General features: G+C 49.6%; 19 protein-coding genes. 1 reads left to right on the forward strand and 18 read right to left on the reverse strand.

The window, feature by feature from the left end:
* Positions 1-5: 5 nt before the first annotated feature.
* Entirely contained in the window at positions 6-1,790 is a 1,785-nt protein-coding gene (locus C1I60_RS21925) for a DAK2 domain-containing protein (protein WP_137063611.1), read from the reverse strand.
* 510 nt (positions 1,791-2,300) lie between these two features.
* Here C1I60_RS21925 and rpmB point away from each other — a divergent pair.
* Positions 2,301-2,489: a 50S ribosomal protein L28 gene (gene rpmB, locus C1I60_RS21930; RefSeq protein ID WP_014282288.1), complete on the forward strand. Its 189-nt coding sequence runs from the start codon at positions 2,301-2,303 to the stop codon at positions 2,487-2,489.
* Between the two features lie 224 nt (positions 2,490-2,713).
* Here the strand turns inward: rpmB and spoVM are convergent, their stop codons facing one another.
* From spoVM to C1I60_RS22015, 17 genes are all read right to left on the reverse strand, one after another.
* On the reverse strand, positions 2,714-2,794 hold the full coding sequence (gene spoVM, locus C1I60_RS21935) for a stage V sporulation protein SpoVM (RefSeq protein WP_014282289.1): 81 nt from the start codon (positions 2,792-2,794) through the stop codon (positions 2,714-2,716).
* Between the two features lie 142 nt (positions 2,795-2,936).
* The gene (locus C1I60_RS21940; protein ID WP_044649370.1) at positions 2,937-3,188 is read right to left on the reverse strand and encodes a hypothetical protein; all 252 of its coding nucleotides are present in this window, start codon (positions 3,186-3,188) and stop codon (positions 2,937-2,939) included.
* Positions 3,185-3,853, reverse strand: coding sequence for a ribulose-phosphate 3-epimerase (gene rpe / locus C1I60_RS21945; RefSeq protein ID WP_137063612.1), 669 nt, complete (start codon positions 3,851-3,853; stop codon positions 3,185-3,187). The genes C1I60_RS21940 and rpe overlap by 4 nt, the downstream gene beginning before the upstream one ends.
* A gap of 4 nt (positions 3,854-3,857) precedes the next feature.
* Entirely contained in the window at positions 3,858-4,775 is a 918-nt protein-coding gene (gene rsgA / locus C1I60_RS21950) for a ribosome small subunit-dependent GTPase A (RefSeq protein WP_137063613.1), read from the reverse strand.
* An 87-nt stretch (positions 4,776-4,862) separates the two neighbouring features.
* On the reverse strand, positions 4,863-7,139 hold the full coding sequence (gene pknB, locus C1I60_RS21955; RefSeq protein ID WP_137063614.1) for a Stk1 family PASTA domain-containing Ser/Thr kinase: 2,277 nt from the start codon (positions 7,137-7,139) through the stop codon (positions 4,863-4,865).
* A complete protein-coding gene (locus C1I60_RS21960; RefSeq protein ID WP_137063615.1) occupies positions 7,136-7,912 on the reverse strand; it encodes a Stp1/IreP family PP2C-type Ser/Thr phosphatase in 777 nt (258 codons plus the stop codon). Before C1I60_RS21960 ends, pknB begins: the two co-directional genes overlap by 4 nt.
* Positions 7,913-7,918: 6 nt before the next feature.
* Positions 7,919-8,959: a dual-specificity RNA methyltransferase RlmN gene (gene rlmN / locus C1I60_RS21965; protein ID WP_137063616.1), complete on the reverse strand. Its 1,041-nt coding sequence runs from the start codon at positions 8,957-8,959 to the stop codon at positions 7,919-7,921.
* A 189-nt stretch (positions 8,960-9,148) separates the two neighbouring features.
* Complete coding sequence (gene rsmB / locus C1I60_RS21970) at positions 9,149-10,564, reverse strand: 16S rRNA (cytosine(967)-C(5))-methyltransferase RsmB (RefSeq protein WP_137063617.1); 1,416 nt, start codon at positions 10,562-10,564, stop codon at positions 9,149-9,151.
* Positions 10,561-11,520, reverse strand: coding sequence for a methionyl-tRNA formyltransferase (fmt, locus tag C1I60_RS21975; protein WP_137063618.1), 960 nt, complete (start codon positions 11,518-11,520; stop codon positions 10,561-10,563). The genes rsmB and fmt overlap by 4 nt, the downstream gene beginning before the upstream one ends.
* A 6-nt stretch (positions 11,521-11,526) precedes the next feature.
* Complete coding sequence (gene def, locus C1I60_RS21980) at positions 11,527-12,024, reverse strand: peptide deformylase (protein WP_014282297.1); 498 nt, start codon at positions 12,022-12,024, stop codon at positions 11,527-11,529.
* A 130-nt stretch (positions 12,025-12,154) separates the two neighbouring features.
* Complete coding sequence (gene priA / locus C1I60_RS21985; protein WP_137063619.1) at positions 12,155-14,776, reverse strand: primosomal protein N'; 2,622 nt, start codon at positions 14,774-14,776, stop codon at positions 12,155-12,157.
* On the reverse strand, positions 14,776-16,089 hold the full coding sequence (coaBC, locus tag C1I60_RS21990) for a bifunctional phosphopantothenoylcysteine decarboxylase/phosphopantothenate--cysteine ligase CoaBC (protein WP_137063620.1): 1,314 nt from the start codon (positions 16,087-16,089) through the stop codon (positions 14,776-14,778). The genes priA and coaBC overlap by 1 nt, the downstream gene beginning before the upstream one ends.
* A 90-nt stretch (positions 16,090-16,179) precedes the next feature.
* Positions 16,180-16,383 (reverse strand): DNA-directed RNA polymerase subunit omega, encoded by a 204-nt coding sequence (gene rpoZ, locus C1I60_RS21995; protein ID WP_013310893.1) that lies wholly within the window; start codon positions 16,381-16,383, stop codon positions 16,180-16,182.
* Between the two features lie 119 nt (positions 16,384-16,502).
* A complete protein-coding gene (gene gmk, locus C1I60_RS22000; protein ID WP_137063621.1) occupies positions 16,503-17,075 on the reverse strand; it encodes a guanylate kinase in 573 nt (190 codons plus the stop codon).
* Between the two features lie 14 nt (positions 17,076-17,089).
* Positions 17,090-17,350, reverse strand: coding sequence for an extracellular matrix/biofilm regulator RemA (remA, locus tag C1I60_RS22005; RefSeq protein WP_005548256.1), 261 nt, complete (start codon positions 17,348-17,350; stop codon positions 17,090-17,092).
* Between the two features lie 56 nt (positions 17,351-17,406).
* Positions 17,407-18,294 carry a YicC/YloC family endoribonuclease gene (locus tag C1I60_RS22010; protein WP_137063622.1) on the reverse strand — a complete coding sequence of 296 codons (888 nt, stop codon included), beginning with the start codon at positions 18,292-18,294 and terminating at the stop codon, positions 17,407-17,409.
* A gap of 35 nt (positions 18,295-18,329) precedes the next feature.
* Positions 18,330-20,222, reverse strand: a complete 1,893-nt coding sequence (locus C1I60_RS22015) for a bifunctional homocysteine S-methyltransferase/methylenetetrahydrofolate reductase (protein WP_137063623.1) — start codon at positions 20,220-20,222, stop codon at positions 18,330-18,332.
* Positions 20,223-20,353 lie beyond the last annotated feature (131 nt).

The raw sequence follows: 20,353 nt of genomic DNA on the forward strand, positions 1-20,353 counted from the left end.
GCCCATTAAGTTTCCACCGAGAACAGGTAAGGATAAATCGGCTGACCGCCTTCATGAACTTCCACTTCAGCATCCGAATAATTTTCTTCAAGCCATGCGACGAGCTGCTCTGTATCTTCTTGCTGCGCATCCGAACCTGTGAGAATCGTAACAATCTCATCACCATTCACCAACATTTTGGTCAGCAAAAGACGAGCAGTTGCGATTAATTGTTCATCGGTCGCTACAATTTTGGAATCCTGAATACCGATATAATGGCCGGCCGTAATGTGCAGGTCATCAAGCGTCGTATCCCGTACTGCATAGGTTACCTGCCCTGATTTCACGCGGCTGACCGCGTCCCGCATGCTGTCCTGATTGGCCTCAAAGGCTTCCTCCTCCTGAAAAGCGAATGCCGCAGCAATACCCTGAGGAATCGTTTTGCTCGGAATAACCGACACTAGGCGCTCCATCTCCAGCAGTTCACGGGCCTGCTCTGCCGCTAGAATAATATTGGAATTATTCGGCAGGATAAAAATGTGCTGAGCCGCAATCGAGCGAGCCGCATTAACGAAGTCTTCCGTACTCGGATTCATCGTTTGACCACCGGAAAGGACAACATCCACACCTAAGCTTCTAAAAATATCAGCAATCCCTTCTCCTGAAGCCACTGCTATGAAGCCATAGGGTGCCAGCTCATGAGCCGGTGGCTCAGACGGCTCCTCCTCACGTGCAGGCTCTGCTGGTATTTCAGCAAACCACTCAGGCTCAGGAGCGCCATCCATACCCGCAGACAACAAATCACGATGCTGCTCGCGCATATTCAGAATACGGATCTGTGTAATTTCCCCGTAACGTAGCGCCAGATTCAACACTTCGCCCGGAGCCTTGGAATGAACATGAACCTTAATAACATCATCGTCAGAAATAACAATGATAGAGTCTCCATCCACAGATAACGCTTTCCGGAAGGCTTCCTCATCAAAGTCCGTACCTTGGGCTTCTCCCAATTGTCGATTAATAAAAAATTCCATATCATATAAAAATTCAATATTTTCCGTTTCAAGCTTCGCCTGCGCCGAAATCGGTGCATCCGGTGAAGGAACAATCGCTTGCGCTGTCGGTCTCTCGGATACATGAGGAGCATAAGCAGTGCGTACATTCTCCCCTTTTACACTTGGAGCTGTCACCAAACCGCTTCCAAGATGCTGCATGAACCCTTCATAAATATACACAAGTCCTTGTCCACCCGAGTCCACAACCCCAACTTGCTTCAGTACCGGAAGCATGTCCTGCGTCATGGCAAGCGTTTCCTTCGCTTTGGTAAGCACTTCTTCCATCAGTTCAGTAATGTCATTCGTTCGGCGTGAAAAAAACACAGCATGTTTGGCCGCTTCCTTCGCCACGGTAAGAATTGTACCCTCCACCGGCTTAACTACCGCCTTGTAGGCCGCATCCACCCCGCTCTGCAATGCCGATGCGAACTGAAGGGTATTCAATTCCTCGTATGGGGCAGCGTAACGGCTAAAGCCACGAAACAACTGAGACAGGATAACCCCTGAATTGCCGCGGGCTCCCATCAGCAAACCTTTGGATAATATGCCGGACATGACACCGATGGAGGAAGAATCCCCCCTCTTTAATTCTGTTACGCCCGCGCTCATCGTCAAATTCATGTTAGTTCCTGTGTCACCGTCCGGCACCGGAAATACATTAAGTGAATTGACGTGTTCCGCATGCTGCTGTAATTGTTCCGCCCCGGCTAAAACCATTGCGGTAAAATCTGTACCATTCAAAGAACGATTACTCAAGAGAATTCCCCTTCCTAGCTTAATACACTTGTTTTGCCATCAGCCTTCCGCATCGTCATGTTCATCTGCGGACAGGTTCAATTGAATTATACTAAAGCCAGACAACGAATACGAATGTCACACTTTCGTAAGCTTTTCGTACTCACGGCCTGATCAGCCTTCTACAGGTCATATATATGAAAAACCAGTCAACCACCCGACACTGAAACATCGGCTGGAATGATAAATATGGTTCCGCCTCTGATCTGTCCGGCATGACTGGAATAAGAATTCACATTCCAACTATTACAAGAATAATCACAGCAATAGCTATCCCATATTGTACTATAATGCGTAAGAGAAATAAATAAAGTTTTTGAATCGGTTGACGGAGCTTTTTTGACTATGATATTATATATAAGTATTGTTTTGTTCAGGTTAGTGACTTACAAAGTCCGACTGACCCAGTCGGCCTGAAGAGCGACCCGTTCCATACGGAACTTGGTTATTTTCAGAATAGGAGGTGGAATCATGTCTCGTAAATGTTCTGTAACAGGCAAAAAGCCTGGCACCGGTAACCACGTATCTCACGCTAACAACCGTAATCGCCGTACTTGGGGCGTCAACGTACAGAAAGTTCGTATTCTCGTTAACGGTAAACCGAAACGCGTTTATGTCAGCACTCGTGCATTGAAAGCCGGTAAAGTAACTCGCGTGTAGTCGCAAAAAAATAATGTTATAAACAAAAGGCACCTCGTTTTAAACGGGTGCTTTTTTGGTTATTCAAAATGTTACGTCCATTTGGTCCTTGATGTCAAAATGTCAGGCATCTTCCCGCGCGTTCCTGCCATTTGCTGCCGAGCTATCTCTTTGTTGCTGTGCCCGGGAAGCATGCCCTGCGTACCTTGCTCTTCATTTTGCATCCTGTGTGCGTTACGTGAAATTCAGCTTTTCTGGAATGTATTCAGAATGGCTTTGACGAATCCACCCAGAAATCTTGGCAGCTTGATTGTATAAAACTTCATGCTTCACCCTCCCCATCATCCTCATGCATCCGTTCTCTGTAGTTTATGCAACCTGTCAAGGGTTGTTGCCATACAAAAAAAGGCTACATGAGAATCCCGCTCATGTAACCATATTTATGCACATCTATCCCACGCTATACCATTAGACAAGTCCACGAACATACAGATATGCTGAGAGTATGAAAATAAATAGGATATAATAAAGCACGCTGCTTATTACAAAGCCGATACGCAAACCGCGCCGTTCATTTTTACGAAAATAAAACAGCACAATCAGAACGGCAACGAGTGAAAGAAGGGCATTCCAAGGAGCCTTCACCAGTGAGAAGCAACTTAGGATCACACCTGTCGCCATACTCGCTACCGTCATCCACAGCGCTTCGGTCAGCTTCACTTGGACAAATGAGCTGCACTGTCCCGAATAGCCGCAATAGCCGCTCCACGGTCCACTCTGCCAAATACTGCACTACCAGCTACCAGAACGTCAGCTCCTGCTTCAAATACGGCTGGTGCCGTCTCCTCGGCGATGCCACCGTCTACCTCGATATGTACATCCGGACGGCCGATTTCATTCAACCATGTGCGAATCTGTCTGATTTTATCCAGTGTCTCCGGAATAAAAGACTGTCCCCCAAACCCAGGGTTAACTGTCATAACCAGAATCATATCTACATTTGGCAGCACTTCCTTGATCGCATATGGTGAAGTGCCCGGATTGAGGGCCACACCCGCAAGAGCACCTTGCTGCTTGATCAAATGAATGACCCCGTGCAGATGAACACAAGCTTCGGCATGAACGGTGACGATATTAGCTCCTGCCTTCACAAAATCGCCGATGTAACGTTCAGGATGCTCAATCATCAGATGAACGTCCAGAGGAAGGCTCGTATGCGGACGAATAGCCTGAACGATAGGAGGCCCTAAGGTAATGTTGGATACAAAATGACCATCCATAACATCCACATGAATCCAGTCAGCTCCTCCTGCTTCAGCTTCCGCAACTTCACTGCCCAAACGAGCAAAATCAGCGGATAAAATCGACGGTGCTATTTTTAACATATGCTCAGTACCTCCGCTTTTTTTCTTTTAATTCCTGATAAAACTGTAAATAGCTATCATATCGGCCCTGCGAAATATGTCCTTCTGACAAGGCCTTTCTCACTTTACAGCCAGGTTCGTGAATATGGGTACAGCCACGGAATTTGCATCCTTCTGCGTACTCCTGAAATTCACGAAAACATGGGGATAATTCATCCACGCCCAGCTCCAGAAAATCCAGTTGGCTGAAACCTGGTGTATCTGCTACAAAACCGCCATTGTCGAGTGGAATTAATTCTACATGACGAGTCGTGTGCCGTCCTCGGCCCAACTTATTACTAATGGCACTCGTCTCCAGCGTTAGGCCAGGTTCCAGCGCATTCAGCATGGAAGACTTCCCAACACCCGACTGTCCAGAAAAAACGCTGATTTGACCAGCCAATAGCTTCTTAAGCTCAGCCGTACCTTCCCCGGTACGCGCACTGGTCACCAGCACCTCATAACCAATCTTCCGGTACATTTCCTGAACAGCCAAAACCGTCTCATCCTCCGAAGAGCTGCCCTCATACAAATCGCGCTTTGTCAGACAGATAATTGTATCCAGCCCGGCGTGCTCAATATGCACCAAAAACTTGTCCAGCAGCGGCAGATTTAAATCCGGCTCACGCAAGGAAAACAACAGTACGGCAAGCGTAGTGTTAGCCACTGGCGGGCGAATGAGCTCCGTCGTGCGCTTCCGAATCTCATTAACCATACCTTCCCCGTTTTCCGTCAGTTCGTAAACGACCCGGTCGCCGACAAGCGGCGTAATCTCTTTTTTCTTAAAAATTCCGCGTGCTCTGCATTGTACTGTAGCTTCGCCGGATACCGGCCTCCCATTCTGATCCAGACTGGAGACATAATAATATCCGCTGAGCGCCTTGACGATCAGACCTTCAGGCATGTGTAAGCTGTCCTCCTTTAAGTGTTAAGCTTCCCAAATTGGAATAGTGAACGCTAACAACGGATAGTATACTGACCTCCGGCAAGATTACTGATGCTTTACAGCCTCAATGACTTCACCCTGTTTTTTGTGGAGGCCCTTTTCCTTACCTGAATGGTTTGTGTGTTTAACAGCAAACTCACCACGCGCTAGGCCCGTGGAGCCCGTTTCGGGGGCAAGAGCGGACGGTTCACCGTTACTATTCGTACCATCCTGATTGCTTGGGTCACCCCCGGTATTACCATCATTTGAAGTATCCCCGCTATTCCCTTGTTCGCCACTGCCATTCTGTGAAGAAGTACCTTCTGGCGTATCTATCGGTGTAGCTCCAGCAGGCGGAGCGATTTGAGGCATCGTCACCGTTCCATTCTTCGCGTCAATATAAGAAACGGGATACGTATCAACAAATTGTCCATCTCTGTATACAGAGACAACACTGTCCTTGTTCGGAGCCAGCAACAGATTAATAGTGAACACTTGTGTCGTATTAATCGTACGGCTTCCCCATTCCTGGTTTTCTCCGCGTGCATCCGTATAAGTAATACGAATCTTGCTGTTTTTACCCTCTTCCTTCGGCGCAACTGGCACATTAAATGGCAGTGTAATCGCTTCTGGCGGATAACCAGTGCTTACATAAAACGTAATTTCCGTATTTGGAGGCAAATCAGTGCCAGCCTCTGACGGCCACTGCTTGGTTACTTTGCCTTTTTCCTGCTCATAGCTGAATTCCTCTTTGACTGAGCCAACCTTCAACCCAGCACTTTTGACCTCATTTTCCGCTTCTTTCTGCGTCTTGCCTACCAGATTTGGCATTTTCACTGTAGCTGCACCCTTGCTGACCGTCAGCACCACCTGTACCGTATCTTTATCAAAGGATTCATTCGCCGCTGGTGTCTGACTTAGGACGGTTCCTACGGGCTTATCACTAAACTGCTCACTCCGCTGAATCTGTGTCTCCTTAATTTGCTGGGAGGTCAACAGCTTGACAGCATCATCATAGCTCTGCCCTTTGACATCCGGCATCGGAGTAAGCGGCTTGGCAATCCCTACTTTCAGCTCAATTTCTGTTCCCTTCTTAACCACAGATTTCTCTGGATAACTCTGATAGAAAACAACTCCGGGCGCAATCCCGTCCTTATATTCATGCTTAATCGGGTCCTTAACGGTCAACCCGGACTGACTGATCAACAGCTTGGCCTGATCCTCGGTCTTGGTCACTACATTCGGCACTTCAACGTCAGGGACAACGAGCAGATTTTGTACATAGTACACCACGCCACCCATACAAAGAAGCAACACGAGCACCAGAGTTACCCACAAAATCGGCTTCTTCTTACTTTTTTTAGCTGTTTGCTTGCTCGGAAGCTTTTCCAAATCACCAGATTGGGCGGGTACATCGTCTCCACTGGAGGACACTCCCATCTGCTGAGGCTTAATAGCCGGAATAACCCGCGTTTGATCCTCATCATCCATATGTGTGAATTCCAGTTTCGATTCATTACGTCGTCCTGGCAACAGGCATGTCTCCAAATCTTTTAGCATTTCATCCGCTGATTGATAACGCTCCTCTGGATTCTTGCGCATGGATTTTAAAATGACGTTTTCCACACTTTGCGGAATCAGTGGATTAATTTTGCGCGGTTCCTCAAACTCCTCTTGCAAATGCTTGAGTGCTACACTGATCGGGCTTTCCCCCAGAAAAGGGAGCTGCGCCGTCAGCATTTGGTATAAAACAATCCCAAGAGAATATAAGTCCGATTTCTCGCCGGTGACGACTCCCTTCGCATGCTCAGGTGAAAAGTAATGGACAGAGCCCACAACAGAGCCTGTCTGGGTAATCGTCGTTGACGTGACGGCTCTAGCAATCCCAAAATCGGTTACCTTGACCCGTCCGTTGCGCCCGATCAATATGTTATGCGGCTTAATATCCCGGTGAATAATCTGATTTTGGTGAGCGTGCTCCAGCGCATCACAAATTTGAGAAGCGATTCGTACCGCTTCATCCACTTGCAGCGGAGCACGTTCCTTAATGATTTCGTTCAGATTTTTGCCCTCCACGCACTCCATTACGATATAATGGATTTCATCCTCTTGGCCGACATCATAAATACTGACCACATTCGGATGGGAGAGCGAGGCCGCAGACTGCGCCTCACGCCGAAACCGGCGAATAAATTCATCATCATGAACAAATTGCTGACGCAGCACCTTGACCGCCACATTACGATTCAGCAAAATGTCTTGAGCCTTGTACACCAGCGCCATACCGCCGCCGCCGATGCGCTCAATAATTTCGTATCTTCCCCCAAGCAGGTGCCCGATCATGCGTCACACCCCTTTTCACTCAATGAAACTGTGTCGTCGGGCAATTCAAACAAAGCTACCGTGATGTTGTCGTCGCCTCCGGCAAGCAGCGCCAGATGCAGCAGACGATCCGCCCGTTCCTCCAGAGGATTCTCGGCGGCACCTACTACTTTACTAATTTGATCCTCTGTCACCAGATTGCTCAGCCCGTCGCTGCACAGTAACAGCACATCGCCTTTTTCCAGGGAAATGGAGTCCATATCCACTTGCACCTCGGAATCAGTACCCAGCGCCCGTGTTAACACATTGCGGCGAGGATGGTTCTCCCGCTCCTCCTTGCTAATCTGGCCGTTTTTGAATAACTCATTGACCAACGTGTGGTCTTCTGTAATCTGACGTACCGCCCCTTTAGAAATCACATAGGCACGGCTGTCCCCAATATGTCCAATAATCCCGGAGGCATCGTTTAGCAAAACGGCTACAACCGTTGTTCCCATATTATGGTACTTTTCATCGTGGGCAGCCGTCTGGAAAATGACTTCATTAGCATGCAAAATAGCGTCGCTAAGCGCCGCTTTCAAAGAATGTGCGGATAAACCGCTCTCCAGCGTCGCCAAATCAGCGGCAAGCGTCTCTACCGCAAGGCGGCTGGCCGTATCACCGGCCAAATGCCCCCCCATGCCATCGGCAACAATTCCCAGAATATATCCCTGCTCCAAGTGCCTGATCCAGGCAGAATCCTCATTCACCGAACGTACACGTCCGACGTGGCTGACATGAACTGTTTTGATCAAATGGTCTCACCCCAACTCCATATGCTTTGCACGCAACTGGCCGCACGCAGCGGCGATATCATGACCCTGCTCACGCCGGATCGTCACATTGACGCCTTTCTCGGCAAGAATGCGCTGGAAATTAAAAATATCGCTGCGCGATGTGCGCACATACTTGCGCTCAGGCACATGGTTAACCGGAATCAGGTTGACGTGGCACAGCATGTCCTTCAGCACGTCCGCCAGTTCTTCAGCATGTTCCGCCTGATCATTCACTCCGCCAATCAAGGCATATTCAAACGAAATTCTCCGGCCTGTTTTAGCAAGATAGTAGCGAAGCGATTCCATAACATCCTGAAAAGGATAACGCCGATTTACAGGCATCAGCTTGGAACGAAGCGCATCATTAGGCGCATGAATGGATATTGCCAGATTAATCTGGGTATCCTCGTCCGCGAATTTGTAGATATTCGGCACGATACCGCTGGTCGACACCGTGATGTGACGCTGACCAATATTCAGACCCTTTTCATGAATCATCGTACGCAAAAATGTCATGGTCGCTTCATAGTTTTCAAAAGGCTCACCCGAACCCATAATCACGATGCTGCTCACACGCTCATTCGTCTTATCCAAAATTTTCTGTGCCTGAACGACCTGCGCGGTAATTTCACCAGCGGTCAGGTTACGTTTGAGTCCGCCAAGCGTCGAAGCGCAGAATGTACAGCCGATCCGGCAGCCCACTTGAGTCGTTACACAAATACTGTTTCCGTAATTGTGTCTCATAATAACAGTCTCGATAGCATGATCATCATGCAGACCAAACAGGAATTTTACCGTACCGTCCTTCGACTCCAGCTTTGTAATTTCATGAAGCGTCACAAAGCTGAACTGGTCCTCAAGCTTCTCTCTCAGCGACTTGGACAAATTCGTCATCTCGCTGAAATCATTGACCCGCTTTACATACAGCCAATCAAAAATTTGACCTCCGCGAAAAGGAGGCTCGCCATTGCGCTTGGCCCAATCCTGCAACTCCTCCAGAGTTAAATCATATATAAAAGGTTTCATCAATGTTTACACCCGTTCCTTCTTCATTAAATTCTGTTTCATTCTCACAGACAGTGTTTTTCATTCTTCCTATTTTAGCACAAATCCCTGAGAGGGTAAAAATTTTTCATCCCAATGCAAAAACCGCCGGATGATATCCGGCGGAATGTGGAAATGTTGGTGGTGGACTGCCTGCGGGATTCTTACGAACTACTTCACCCGGCGCAGACGTGCGATATAAAATCCGTCACTGTGAAAATGCTGTGGCAACAGCTGTATCGAGCCGCGCTGTGCATAGTCCATACCATCAGTTACGTCTGATAAGAAGTGTCCCTCTGCCAGCTCATATTCGGGATGCTCACTTAAAAAGCGGGTGATTTGCCCCTCATTTTCATCCGGTTCAATCGTGCATGTACTGTACACCAGAATACCGCCCGGCTTCAAAAGCCCGGCTACGCTGTCCAACAATTCATGCTGGAGCTGTGTGATGTCGCGGACATCCCGTGAAGTTTTACTCCAGCGCAAATCAGGCTTACGGCGGATCACTCCAAATCCGGAGCATGGCGCGTCGAGCAAGACGCGATCAAATGATGCCGGAGCATAACGATTTTTCAACTCAAGTGCGTCCCCGGTGACCGTTTCCACGGCATCCAGCCCTAACCGGTCCGCCTGTTCCTGGATTAGCCGATGTTTGTGAGCATGCAGATCGTTGGCGATAATCCGGCCCTGATCCTTCATCAACTCAGCCATATGAGCTGTTTTGCCGCCTGGAGCAGCGCAGCAATCCAGTACCAGCATATCCGGCTCAGGTGCAACCGCCTCGGCAACGAGCATAGAGCTTTCATCCTGCACGGACAGCAAGCCGTCCGTATACCAAGAAGTGAGGGCCATATTTCCGCCGCTGCGAACGACAATTCCGTAAGGGCTAACCGCCGATGGAACAGCATCCAACCCCTTCGCAACCATCTCGTTCAAGAGCTGACCACGACTAGTCATTGTCGTGTTCACCCGAACGCTGACCGCAGGTGGCTCATTATTAGCGCGGCAGATGGCTTCCGCAATATCCACACCGTATTGCTTGATCCAGCGCTTGACCAGCCACTGTGGATGGGAATACTCCAATGCAATCCGTTCCTCGGCTGACAGCCCGTCAGGAATGCGAAGCTTGTCCGGCTCACGCAGCATGCTGCGCAGCACGCCGTTGACCATACCCGAAATCCCCTGGTGTCCACGCCGCTTGGCAATAGTCACTGCTTCACTAACGACTGCATGATCCGGAATGCGATCCAGATATACGATCTGATACACACTCATTCGCAGCAACGAACGTACCCAAGCTTGGAGCTTGGCCGTTCCTTTCTGAACAAACTTGTTCAAAAAATAATCCAGCGTATTCCGGCGTGCAACCGTACCGTATACAAGTTCCGTAGCCAAGCCAGCGTCACTCGCGGACAAGCCCGCCTGTTGAAGCCGACGGTTCAGCTCAAGGTTGCTATATGCACCCTCCTGCTCAACCCCTGTCAGCACGTCCAACGCAACTTCCCTAGCCGTCTGGTTACGGGTCTTGCCTGCTCTTGCACCAGCGTCCCTGCCTTGGCCTCCCTGACGGGAGTGACCGCCGCTCACCCGAGCACCGTGCCCGGCTTCATCTGGCCGCCACGAGCAAAGTTCCCGGCTTCCATAACCTTCTTGCCTGCCGGCTGTACCTGTGTCAGCCAGAGCGTACCCTTGCCCGTCTGCACCTCAATACCACGGGCAGTCAATTGCAGAACTGTCCCGGGTGCCGGAGCATTCGCATCAGCCGCTTCACTATGGATGGAAGGATGCTCGGCCGCCCATATTTTAAAAACATTTTCTTCCCACAGCGTAAACGCACCGGAAAACGGGACCAGCCCGCGAATCCGGTTGTATATTTGCTGCGCACTATCATTCCAAGGAATACGCTCATCGTCGCGGTTCAGGTTCGGGGCATAGGTTGCCTCATCATCGTTTTGCGGTGTACGACCCGATTTCCCTGCCAGCAGCTTGGGCAGCTCATCCTGTAAAAGCTTCGATCCAGCTATGCTCAGCTTCTCAAAAATCGTACCGGATGTATCCTCCGGTTCAATAGCAACCTCAACCCGCGATATCATATCGCCGGTATCCAGTCCTTCCGCCATGTACATCAGTGTCACGCCCGTAACGGTTTCGCCATTAATAATGGCACGCTGAATTGGCGCCCCTCCCCGATAACGGGGAAGCAGCGAACCATGCACATTCAGGCAGCCGAAACGGGGCAAGTCCAATACGGATTTAGGCAAAATCTGCCCATAGGCCGCTGTCACGATCAGATCAGGATGCAGCTCCGCTACCTGAGCCACCGCTTCCGGCTGGCGCAGGCGGGTCGGTTGAAGCACGGGCAACCCGCGCTTCTCTGCTGCTTCCTTGACTGGCGTAGGCGTCAATATTTTTTTTCGTCCCTGCGGCTTATCCGGCTGCGTAATGACACCGACTACGTTGTAGCCATTGTCCAGCAGCATGTTCAACGAAGGCACAGCAAAATCCGGCGTGCCCATAAAGACGATACGAATGTCTTGACTCATCGAACCTCACTCTCCTGTCTGACGGTTCGGTCCTGGCTGTTCCGGAGCAACCTCATATACTTTTTCCGCAATATCCGTGAACAAAACTCCGTTCAAATGGTCAATTTCATGTTGAAAAGCACGAGAAAGCAATCCGGTCGCTGTCACTGTAATGGCCTTACCATCGCGGTCCAGCCCTTTGACAGTTACCTTCTCGGCACGACGCACATCACCATTTAAGCCAGGAATGCTCAAACAGCCCTCCGCACCAAATTGCTCGCCTTCTTCGGACACAATTTCAGGATTAATCATTTTAATTAAACCGTGCTCATCTCCAGCATCTACAACGATTAGTCGCTTCAAAATACCTACCTGCGGAGCCGCAAGACCCACTCCCTCCGCTTCATACATGGTATCTGCCATATCGTCGAGCAGCTTTTGCACGTTAGGCGTAATTTTAGTAACTTCCTTTGCTACTTTGTGCAGCACATCATCCGGTTCCAACACTATAATTCTAATTGACATGACAATAGAACACCTTCCTCTTTATCCTTCATTTGAGCTTCGTCGTATTCACAACAAGTGCGACTGCTACATTATCCTATGTACGGACGGCTTGTCCGCATTAACTGTGCCGAAAACTTTTGCGCATACGCTACATAAGCATTTGCGGATCGACATCCAGACTGATCAGCAGCTTTTGGGCCTGTGCGGATTCCGCCATTTCATCAGCTACCTGCCGGGCCAAATCAATTGCATCTATATTTCCACGCCATTTTATCATACATTGAAATCGGTATCTATTCTTGATTCTCGAAATCGGTGAAGCTACGGGCCCCAAAATGTCAAGTACATCCGATGTAAGCCGATCCATATTGCCTAACCACCCCATTTGTCTTGCCCTCCCCTGTAGAGTGGCTGAATAGTTCTCAGCCAGTCGAACCAGTACCGGGAGCTGCTCGTGAGAAAAAGTCACCAAAATGAGACGGCAATACGGTGGGTAATGCAGATTACGGCGGTGTTTTAATTCTTCCCTGACAAAAGAACCGTAGTCGTGCCGACTCGCGTGAATAACCGAGTAATGTTCCGGTGTATAGGTTTGCACGAACACTTCCCCAGGCAATTGATGCCTCCCAGCGCGTCCGGCTACCTGTGTTAACAACTGGAATGTCTTTTCCGCAGCCCGAAAATCCGGTAAATTAAGCGCCGAATCCGCAGTGATAACACCTACCAGCGTTACATCGGGAAAGTCCAGCCCTTTGGCAACCATTTGGGTGCCGAGCAGTACATCCGCTTTTTTATCACGAAATTGCTTGAGCAGCTTTTCATGGGCATTTTTCTCCGTCGTTGTATCGACGTCCATCCGCACGACACGTATACCGGGAAACAGCTTTGCCAGTTCCTCTTCCACTCGCTGAGTACCAGTGCCAAAGTAGCGAATATGCTCACTACCGCATTCCGGGCAAACCTGAGGTACGGGCTCAGAATAACCGCAGTAATGGCAACGCAAATTGTTCGAACGCTGATGATATGTGAGCGAAATATCACAATGCGGGCAACCCGCCACATAGCCGCAGCTACGGCACATGACGAACGTGGAATGTCCGCGCCGATTCAGCAGCAATACGGTCTGTTCCTTACGCTCCAGTCGCTCTGCGATTCCGTTATGCAATGCGCGGCTGAACATGGAACGGTTGCCAGCATGCAGTTCCTCGCGCATATCCATGATATGCACCTCGGGTAATGAGTTCCCTAGTGCGCGAGTCTGCATTTCAAGCAGCAGCGGCGCAAACTCATCATTGCTTTGCGAGCGGGCCGCGTAATAGCTTTCCAGCGACGGCGTAGCCGAGCCAAGAATAACCACAGCCCCATGCTGATGGGCTCTGCGTACAGCCACGTCACGCGCGTGGTATTTGGGTGTCTCCTCCTGCTTATAGGAGGTTTCATGCTCCTCATCCATAATAATAAGACCAAGTTCACGAAAAGGCGCAAATACAGCCGAACGGGCGCCAATCGCCACTTTCACACGGCCTTCGCGTATTTTGCGCCACTCGTCGTAACGTTCGCCACCAGACAGTCTGCTATGCATCACCGCGACCTGATCGCCAAAGCGACCTTTAAAACGCTCTACCATTTGCGGTGTCAACGATATTTCCGGAACCAGCACAATCGCCTGACGATTCTGCTCAATACAGCGTTGAATCGTCTGGAGATAAATTTCCGTCTTACCACTGCCCGTAACTCCATGCAGCAAATAAGCTCCTTGCTCACGTGTATCCAACTGCTGGATGATCCGTTCATACACGTATTGCTGCTCTTCGGTGAGCGGCAACGGCTTCGTAGGCTTGAAGTTTCTACCCCGATAAGGATCGCGGAACACCTCTACATCCTCAAGCACCGCATAGCCCTTATCCTCCAGCGCCTTGACCGTTGCAGCTGATACACTAAGCGAGGTCATGACTTCCTTCAGCGGCAGGGGCAGGAACTCGCTGCGTTCCAGTAAAAAAGCAAGTACCTCCCGCTGACGCTGCGCTTTGGTGGAAAACTGTTCCAGCGCCGCTGATGCCTCTTCTATGCCGATAGCCAAATCCACAGCCTTCATGGTCTTCTTGCCAAGCTTGTCCTTTATAACCTGACTCTCCTGAAGCACCCCCCGGCGCAACAGCGATTTAATAATCTCTGCTTCTTCGGGGAAACGGCGGCTTAGCTGCTGAAGCGGGACTTGCTCCTTCTCCTGAATAAAGCTGACAATCTGGCGTTCAGCCGGGTCGCTCATACCATCGTCGGTCAGAAGAGCCCATTCGGGTTCTCTCCTCATATCCGGTCGCATGGCTCGATGTGTATCCGCTTCTGAACCGTAATTGAAAACGTCAGCAGCAGACAGATGATCTGTGAACTCCTGCTGCTCAGCGATAGAAATATAACGTTCGGCCTTGCCCTTTAACGCTGTAGGAATCATCACTTGCAGCGCCATAATTTGATTACAGGCATAGCGTTCGCTTATCCATTTACCCAGTTCTACCAGATCCGGAGACAGGGGCGGTACCAAATCCAGCAGCTCCTGTATCGCCCTCATCCGATATTTCGGCGGCTCCTCGGCCGGTACTACCGAAATGACAAAAGCCTGCACCGTCCGTTTGCCGAACGGCACTGCAACCCGGCTACCCGGCTCAATCCATGGCCGCATCGACTCAGGAATCAGATAATCGAAAGTACGATCCGTATCCTTGGCGGGCACATCTACAATAACTTTGGCAACTAAATTGCCCATTTCCATTAATGCAACACCCCACCCATACGTCCAGCCGCTATCGTAAGGAGCTTACGCGCTACTTCTTCCTTTGACTGCACAGGAATACGTTCTACCATTCCGCCACGGTCATAAATTTGTACAGCGTTCGTATCGACACCAAAGCCTGCTCCATCAACAGTTACGTCGTTGGCTGCCAGAAGGTCACAATTTTTTCGCTCCAGCTTATCCATAGCATACGTCTCCAGGTTCCCCGTCTCCGCAGCAAAGCCGATTAAAAATTGATGCTTTTTGATTCGTCCGAGCGACTCCAGAATATCGATATTCTTCACTAACTCCAGTGTAAATGTACTATCCTTCTTCTTGATCTTGGTCAGTGCCGCCTCACGCGGTCGATAGTCTGCAACCGCAGCAGCCATCACGACCAAATTGCTCACTTCCCACTGTCTGAGCACAGCGCTATACATGTCGTCAGCGGACAGAACTTTTTCAATCGAAATGCCCACAGGAGGCTCTGCACTTGTATTTGCAGCAATCAAATGCACATCAGCACCCAACTCCTGAGCCACTTTTGCGATAGCAAAGCCCATTTTACCGGAAGAGTCGTTCGTAATATAACGTACCGGATCAATTCTCTCGATCGTGCCTCCAGCGGTTACAATCACTTTTTTGCCTGACAGAAACCGTTCATTGCCATTCAGCAGCGAACCTTGCGATTGTCCACCCGAATCCACAGCTTCTCCGCCAAACCAACGTGGTTCCGGCTTGTTGGTGACGGCCTTACCTTCCTGTTCTTGCTGTTCAAAAAACCGTTCTACCGTTTGTACGATGGTTTCCGGCTCTTCCAACCGTCCTTTGCCAACATAACCACAAGCCAGCAATCCTTCACCCGGCTCAATCATCATGACACCCCGGGATACGAGCGTCTCCATGTTTTGCATTACTGCGGGATGAGTGTACATATGCACGTTCATAGCAGGTGCTACCATAATAGGTGCTGTCGTAGCCAGCAGCGTTGTGGATAGCATATCATCAGCAAGCCCATGCGCCATTTTCCCGATGATATTTGCGGTTGCAGGTGCAACCAGCACCAGATCGGCCTTGTCCGCCAGATGAATATGGGATACGACGGACGGTTCTCTTTCATCAAACGTGTCACTGTATACCGGATTACGAGAGAGCGACTGAAGTGTAAGCTCGGTAATAAACTCCTTCGCGGATGCCGTCATAATGACATGAACCTCGGCTCCCTTTTGCGTTAGCTTACTACACAGCGCAGCCCCTTTATAAGCGGCAATTCCGCCGGTAATACCAAGAATAATAACTTTCCCCTTCAACATCGTTAACTCCCCCTGACCGAAAAAAATAACAACCTTGCGGTTGTCAAAGAAATTGGCATTGCGCCCGGTTATAATAATTGTCTACAATTCTTATTCGTCTTCGCCGCTTTCAAGACGCAAATGATCCGCGTAGATCTCTTCCAATGCCACTCCAACCTGCTTGTGGGATTTAGGATTCTTGAGAGTCGTCTTCTCACCCTCGCGCAACTGTCTGGCACGGCGTGAAGCCGCTACAACCAACGAATACTTACTATCTGCCTTTTTCATCATTTCATCAATGGAAGGATACAGCACGAATAGACACCTCTTCATGTAGTTTTGGGACTATACAGGCTGAATTCCAGTGTACATTTCCGAGTTCAGCTTGTATAGTAATTTTCTCTTTAAGTACGCTTGGCATATATAGTCCTCGTTTATGGATGGACCTTACAATGTTCGGCGATAATAATGGATTCTATTCGTTTACAAGCGAAATCAATCTCATCATTGACAACCGCATAATCATAGTGACGCAACAGATTCATTTCATCCACAGCTACCGACATGCGGTGATCAATGGTTGCCTGAGTTTCTGTACCCCGCCCCCGAATCCGGTCCTTCAATTCATCCAGCGAAGGCGGAAGCAAGAAAATGAAAATGCCATCAGGAAATTTTTCCTTCACTTTGAGCGCTCCCTGAACCTCAATCTCCAGAAAAATATCTTTTCCCTGCGCAAGCGTCTGATCTACAAAATCACGCGGAGTGCCGTAATAGTTACCTACGTACTCCGCATGCTCCAGCAGCTCATCCCGTTCAATCATGCCCAAAAACTGTTCACGCGACTTAAAAAAATAGTTAACTCCGTCCTGTTCACCCATGCGGGGCGTGCGGGTTGTCGCGGAAACCGAGTATGTCAATTCCGGCAGTTTTTCACGCAGTGCGTTGCCTACTGTTCCTTTGCCGACACCCGAAGGTCCGGATAATACAAATAATAATCCCTTAGCCATAGTACACTCCATTTTTATTCGTCATTGTCATCATCTTTAGTGGATAGTCGATGAGCGACCGTTTCCGGCTGCACCGCAGACAAGATCACATGATCACTGTCCGTTATAATAACAGCTCGTGTCCGGCGGCCATAGGTAGCGTCAATCAACATATGACGGTCCCTAGCTTCTTGTATAATCCGCTTGATCGGAGCAGACTCCGGACTGACGATGGAGATAATTCGGTTGGCCGACACGATATTGCCGAAACCAATATTGATCAATTTGATTGCCATATTCAGGTCTTTCCCCCTATACATGTGACTATTGCAGCCGTGCCGCTACCAGGTAGCTACTCGATGTTTGCAGCCTGCTCACGAATTTTTTCCAGCTCCGCCTTCATCTCGACGACTAAATTAACTAGCGCAAGATGATTGGCCTTGGAGCCGATCGTGTTGACTTCCCTGTTCATTTCCTGGATTAAAAAATCTAATTTGCGACCGGCTGGCTCGTCCGACAGCAGCAATCCCCTGCATTGCCCAAAGTGACTTTGAAGCCGGGTAAGCTCCTCATCAATACTGCTGCGATCCGCGAATAAAGCAATCTCCATTCCGAACTTATGCTCATCAAGCGTAAATGAACCATCCTGAAGCTCAGTAAGTCTGTGTTTTAGCCTGTTGCGGTAGTCGCTCACAACATGAGGAGCCAGCACAGTCATTTCATGATGCAGGGACTCCAAACGGGAAATACGGGATTCCACATCCTGCGCCAAATGCCCGCCTTCTCGTCTTCTCATGTCCAGCAGTCCCTGCAATGCTTCATTCAGAGCTTGCTGAAGCTGCACTCCCCAGCCCTCTTCGTCTCCATTGCAAGCCTCACCAGGCTCACCCAGAACGTCAGGCAGCGCAAGAATGTCACTCATACCCAACGTTCCCTTCACGCCGTACCGATCCGCCAGCTGCTCCGCTGCATGCATATAAGCCTGCACTACAGTGTCATTCAACCGTGCGGCGGGTATCTGTTCTTCATCACGTTCCCTGTGAATGAAGACGTCGACACGGCCGCGCTTAATTTGCTGTTGAACCGTTCTTCTCAAGCCATCTTCATAACGAGTCCATTCGCGCGGAATCCTCATCATCACTTCGCAATAGCGGTGATTCACCGATTTCAGCTCCAAGCGCACTTTATAGCCTTCATAATGAAGGATGGCTTGACCGTATCCGGTCATACTCAATGACATCGGCATCACATCCATTATACTATTGTAATTGATTATTATAGTCGAAACAAGGGGGCCTGCACGCGGCCGGATTTTTGCCATACATAAGAAGTCAGCTCCGCCGTCATTTCATAGAACATAAATGGAGTCATTAAATAGATACCGTTAAAATGCTCCATCGCCGTATCCAGCAGTTCCTTTGCAATGGTCACGCCCATAGCGCGGCCTTCCTCGCCCTCCAGACCAGACATACGCGCACGAACCTCATCGGACAACTGAATGCCGGGTACCTCGTTGTGCAAATATTCTGCATTGCGCCCGCTGGCCAGCGGCATAATACCGATAAAAATCGGCACCTCCAAATGACGAGTCTGTTCCCCCATGGCTATAATCAGTTCGCGATCGTAAACGGGTTGGGTCATAATGTAATCTGCCCCGGAAGCAATTTTCTTCTCCAGCCGCTGCACAGCTTTGTCCAAATGCTTGACATTGGGATTAAAAGCGGCACCCACCACAAAATTAGCTTTTTGCTTGAGTGGCTTGCCGGAAAAAGCAACACCGTCATTCAACTGCTTGATCATACGTATAATTTCAAAAGAAGTCATATCATACACCGAGCTGGCACCCGGCAAATCACCGAACCTCGCCGGATCTCCTGTAACGGCCAATACATGATCAATGCCCAGCGCATCAAAGCCCATCATATGGGACTGGGTACCAATCAGGTTACGGTCACGACAGGCAATATGAATTAACGGGCGCAAGCCCGTTTCAAGGCTCACCAGATGTCCAAGCGCCATGTTGCTCATGCGAGTAACTGCAAGTGAATTGTCTGCCAGCGTAAGCGCGTCGGCCCCGGCCGCTTTCAGTGCCTGTGCCCCCTGCATGAACCGTGTAATGTCCAGATCACGCGGAGGATCAAGCTCCACAATCACCGTATGTCGTTCCTTGACCAATTCCACAATGTTGGGTTCGCTGGCGTTTCTACCGTTGCCCCGTTCCCCTTTGCGTGTAATCTGTTCCGGCTCAGCCACAATGACTGGCGCATCTGTCCGTACCTCTCTTGGAGCAAGCGGAGGAGGCTGCAAACCATTCAAAGCTTTAGAAATCGCTGCGATATGCTCTGGTGTGGTGCCGCAGCAGCCACCGATGATTCTCGTACCCAGTTCTACGAAGGAAGCAGCGCATTCCCCAAAATATTCAGGCGATGCACCATACACATAGTGACCATCCACATAATCCGCCAGACCCGCATTAGGATATACGGACAGCGGTACAGACAGCGGACCGTCCAGCTGCTCCATCACACTCATAATCCCCTGTGGGCCAGAGTGACAGTTAAATCCGAGAATATCCGCTCCTTCATTACGCAGCACCGTAAAAGCCTCCGCCACCGAAAATCCATCCTGTGTACGCCCTACCTGATCGACCGCAAACTGACAAATCACCGGGATATTACTGTATTTACGTACACCCCGAAGCGCAATGCGCACTTCATCCAGCGAATAGAACGTTTCGCACAAAATGCCGTCCACCCCTTCGGACAGAAGTGCATCAATCTGCTGATCATAGTTACGAGCCAGCTCTACCTTTGATATATTAAGCCGTTTGCCACCGCATATGGAGCCTACCGCACCCACTACATAATGCTCCGGGCCAGCCGCTGCTCTTGCAATTCTCACCCCGGCACGGTTGATTTCTTCCACCTTGGATTCCAGTCCGAATCGGGCCAGCTTATAATCGTTTGCAGAAAACGTATTGGTCTCCAGCAACCGTGCTCCCGCTTGTACATATTGACGATGCACGTCTGATATGACGTCAGGCGACGTAATATTCAGCTCTTCGTAAGACGTATTTACCGGAAATCCAAGCTGATATAAAAAAGTCCCCATTGCGCCGTCTCCGACAATAATTTCACGATCCAGCACAGTACGCAAATCCGGTTTCATACCCTCTTCTCCACCCCGCTCTTTATTTTCATACTAATGTAACATAAAGAGACTGCAAACATAAGCCAAAAACAAAAAAAAGCAGCCCCACTCCCCATCATTATGCGATCAGGAGCGAAGCAACTTGACTC

The organism is Paenibacillus terrae (assembly GCF_005217525.1).
Classification (GTDB): Bacteria; Bacillota; Bacilli; order Paenibacillales; family Paenibacillaceae; genus Paenibacillus; species Paenibacillus terrae_C.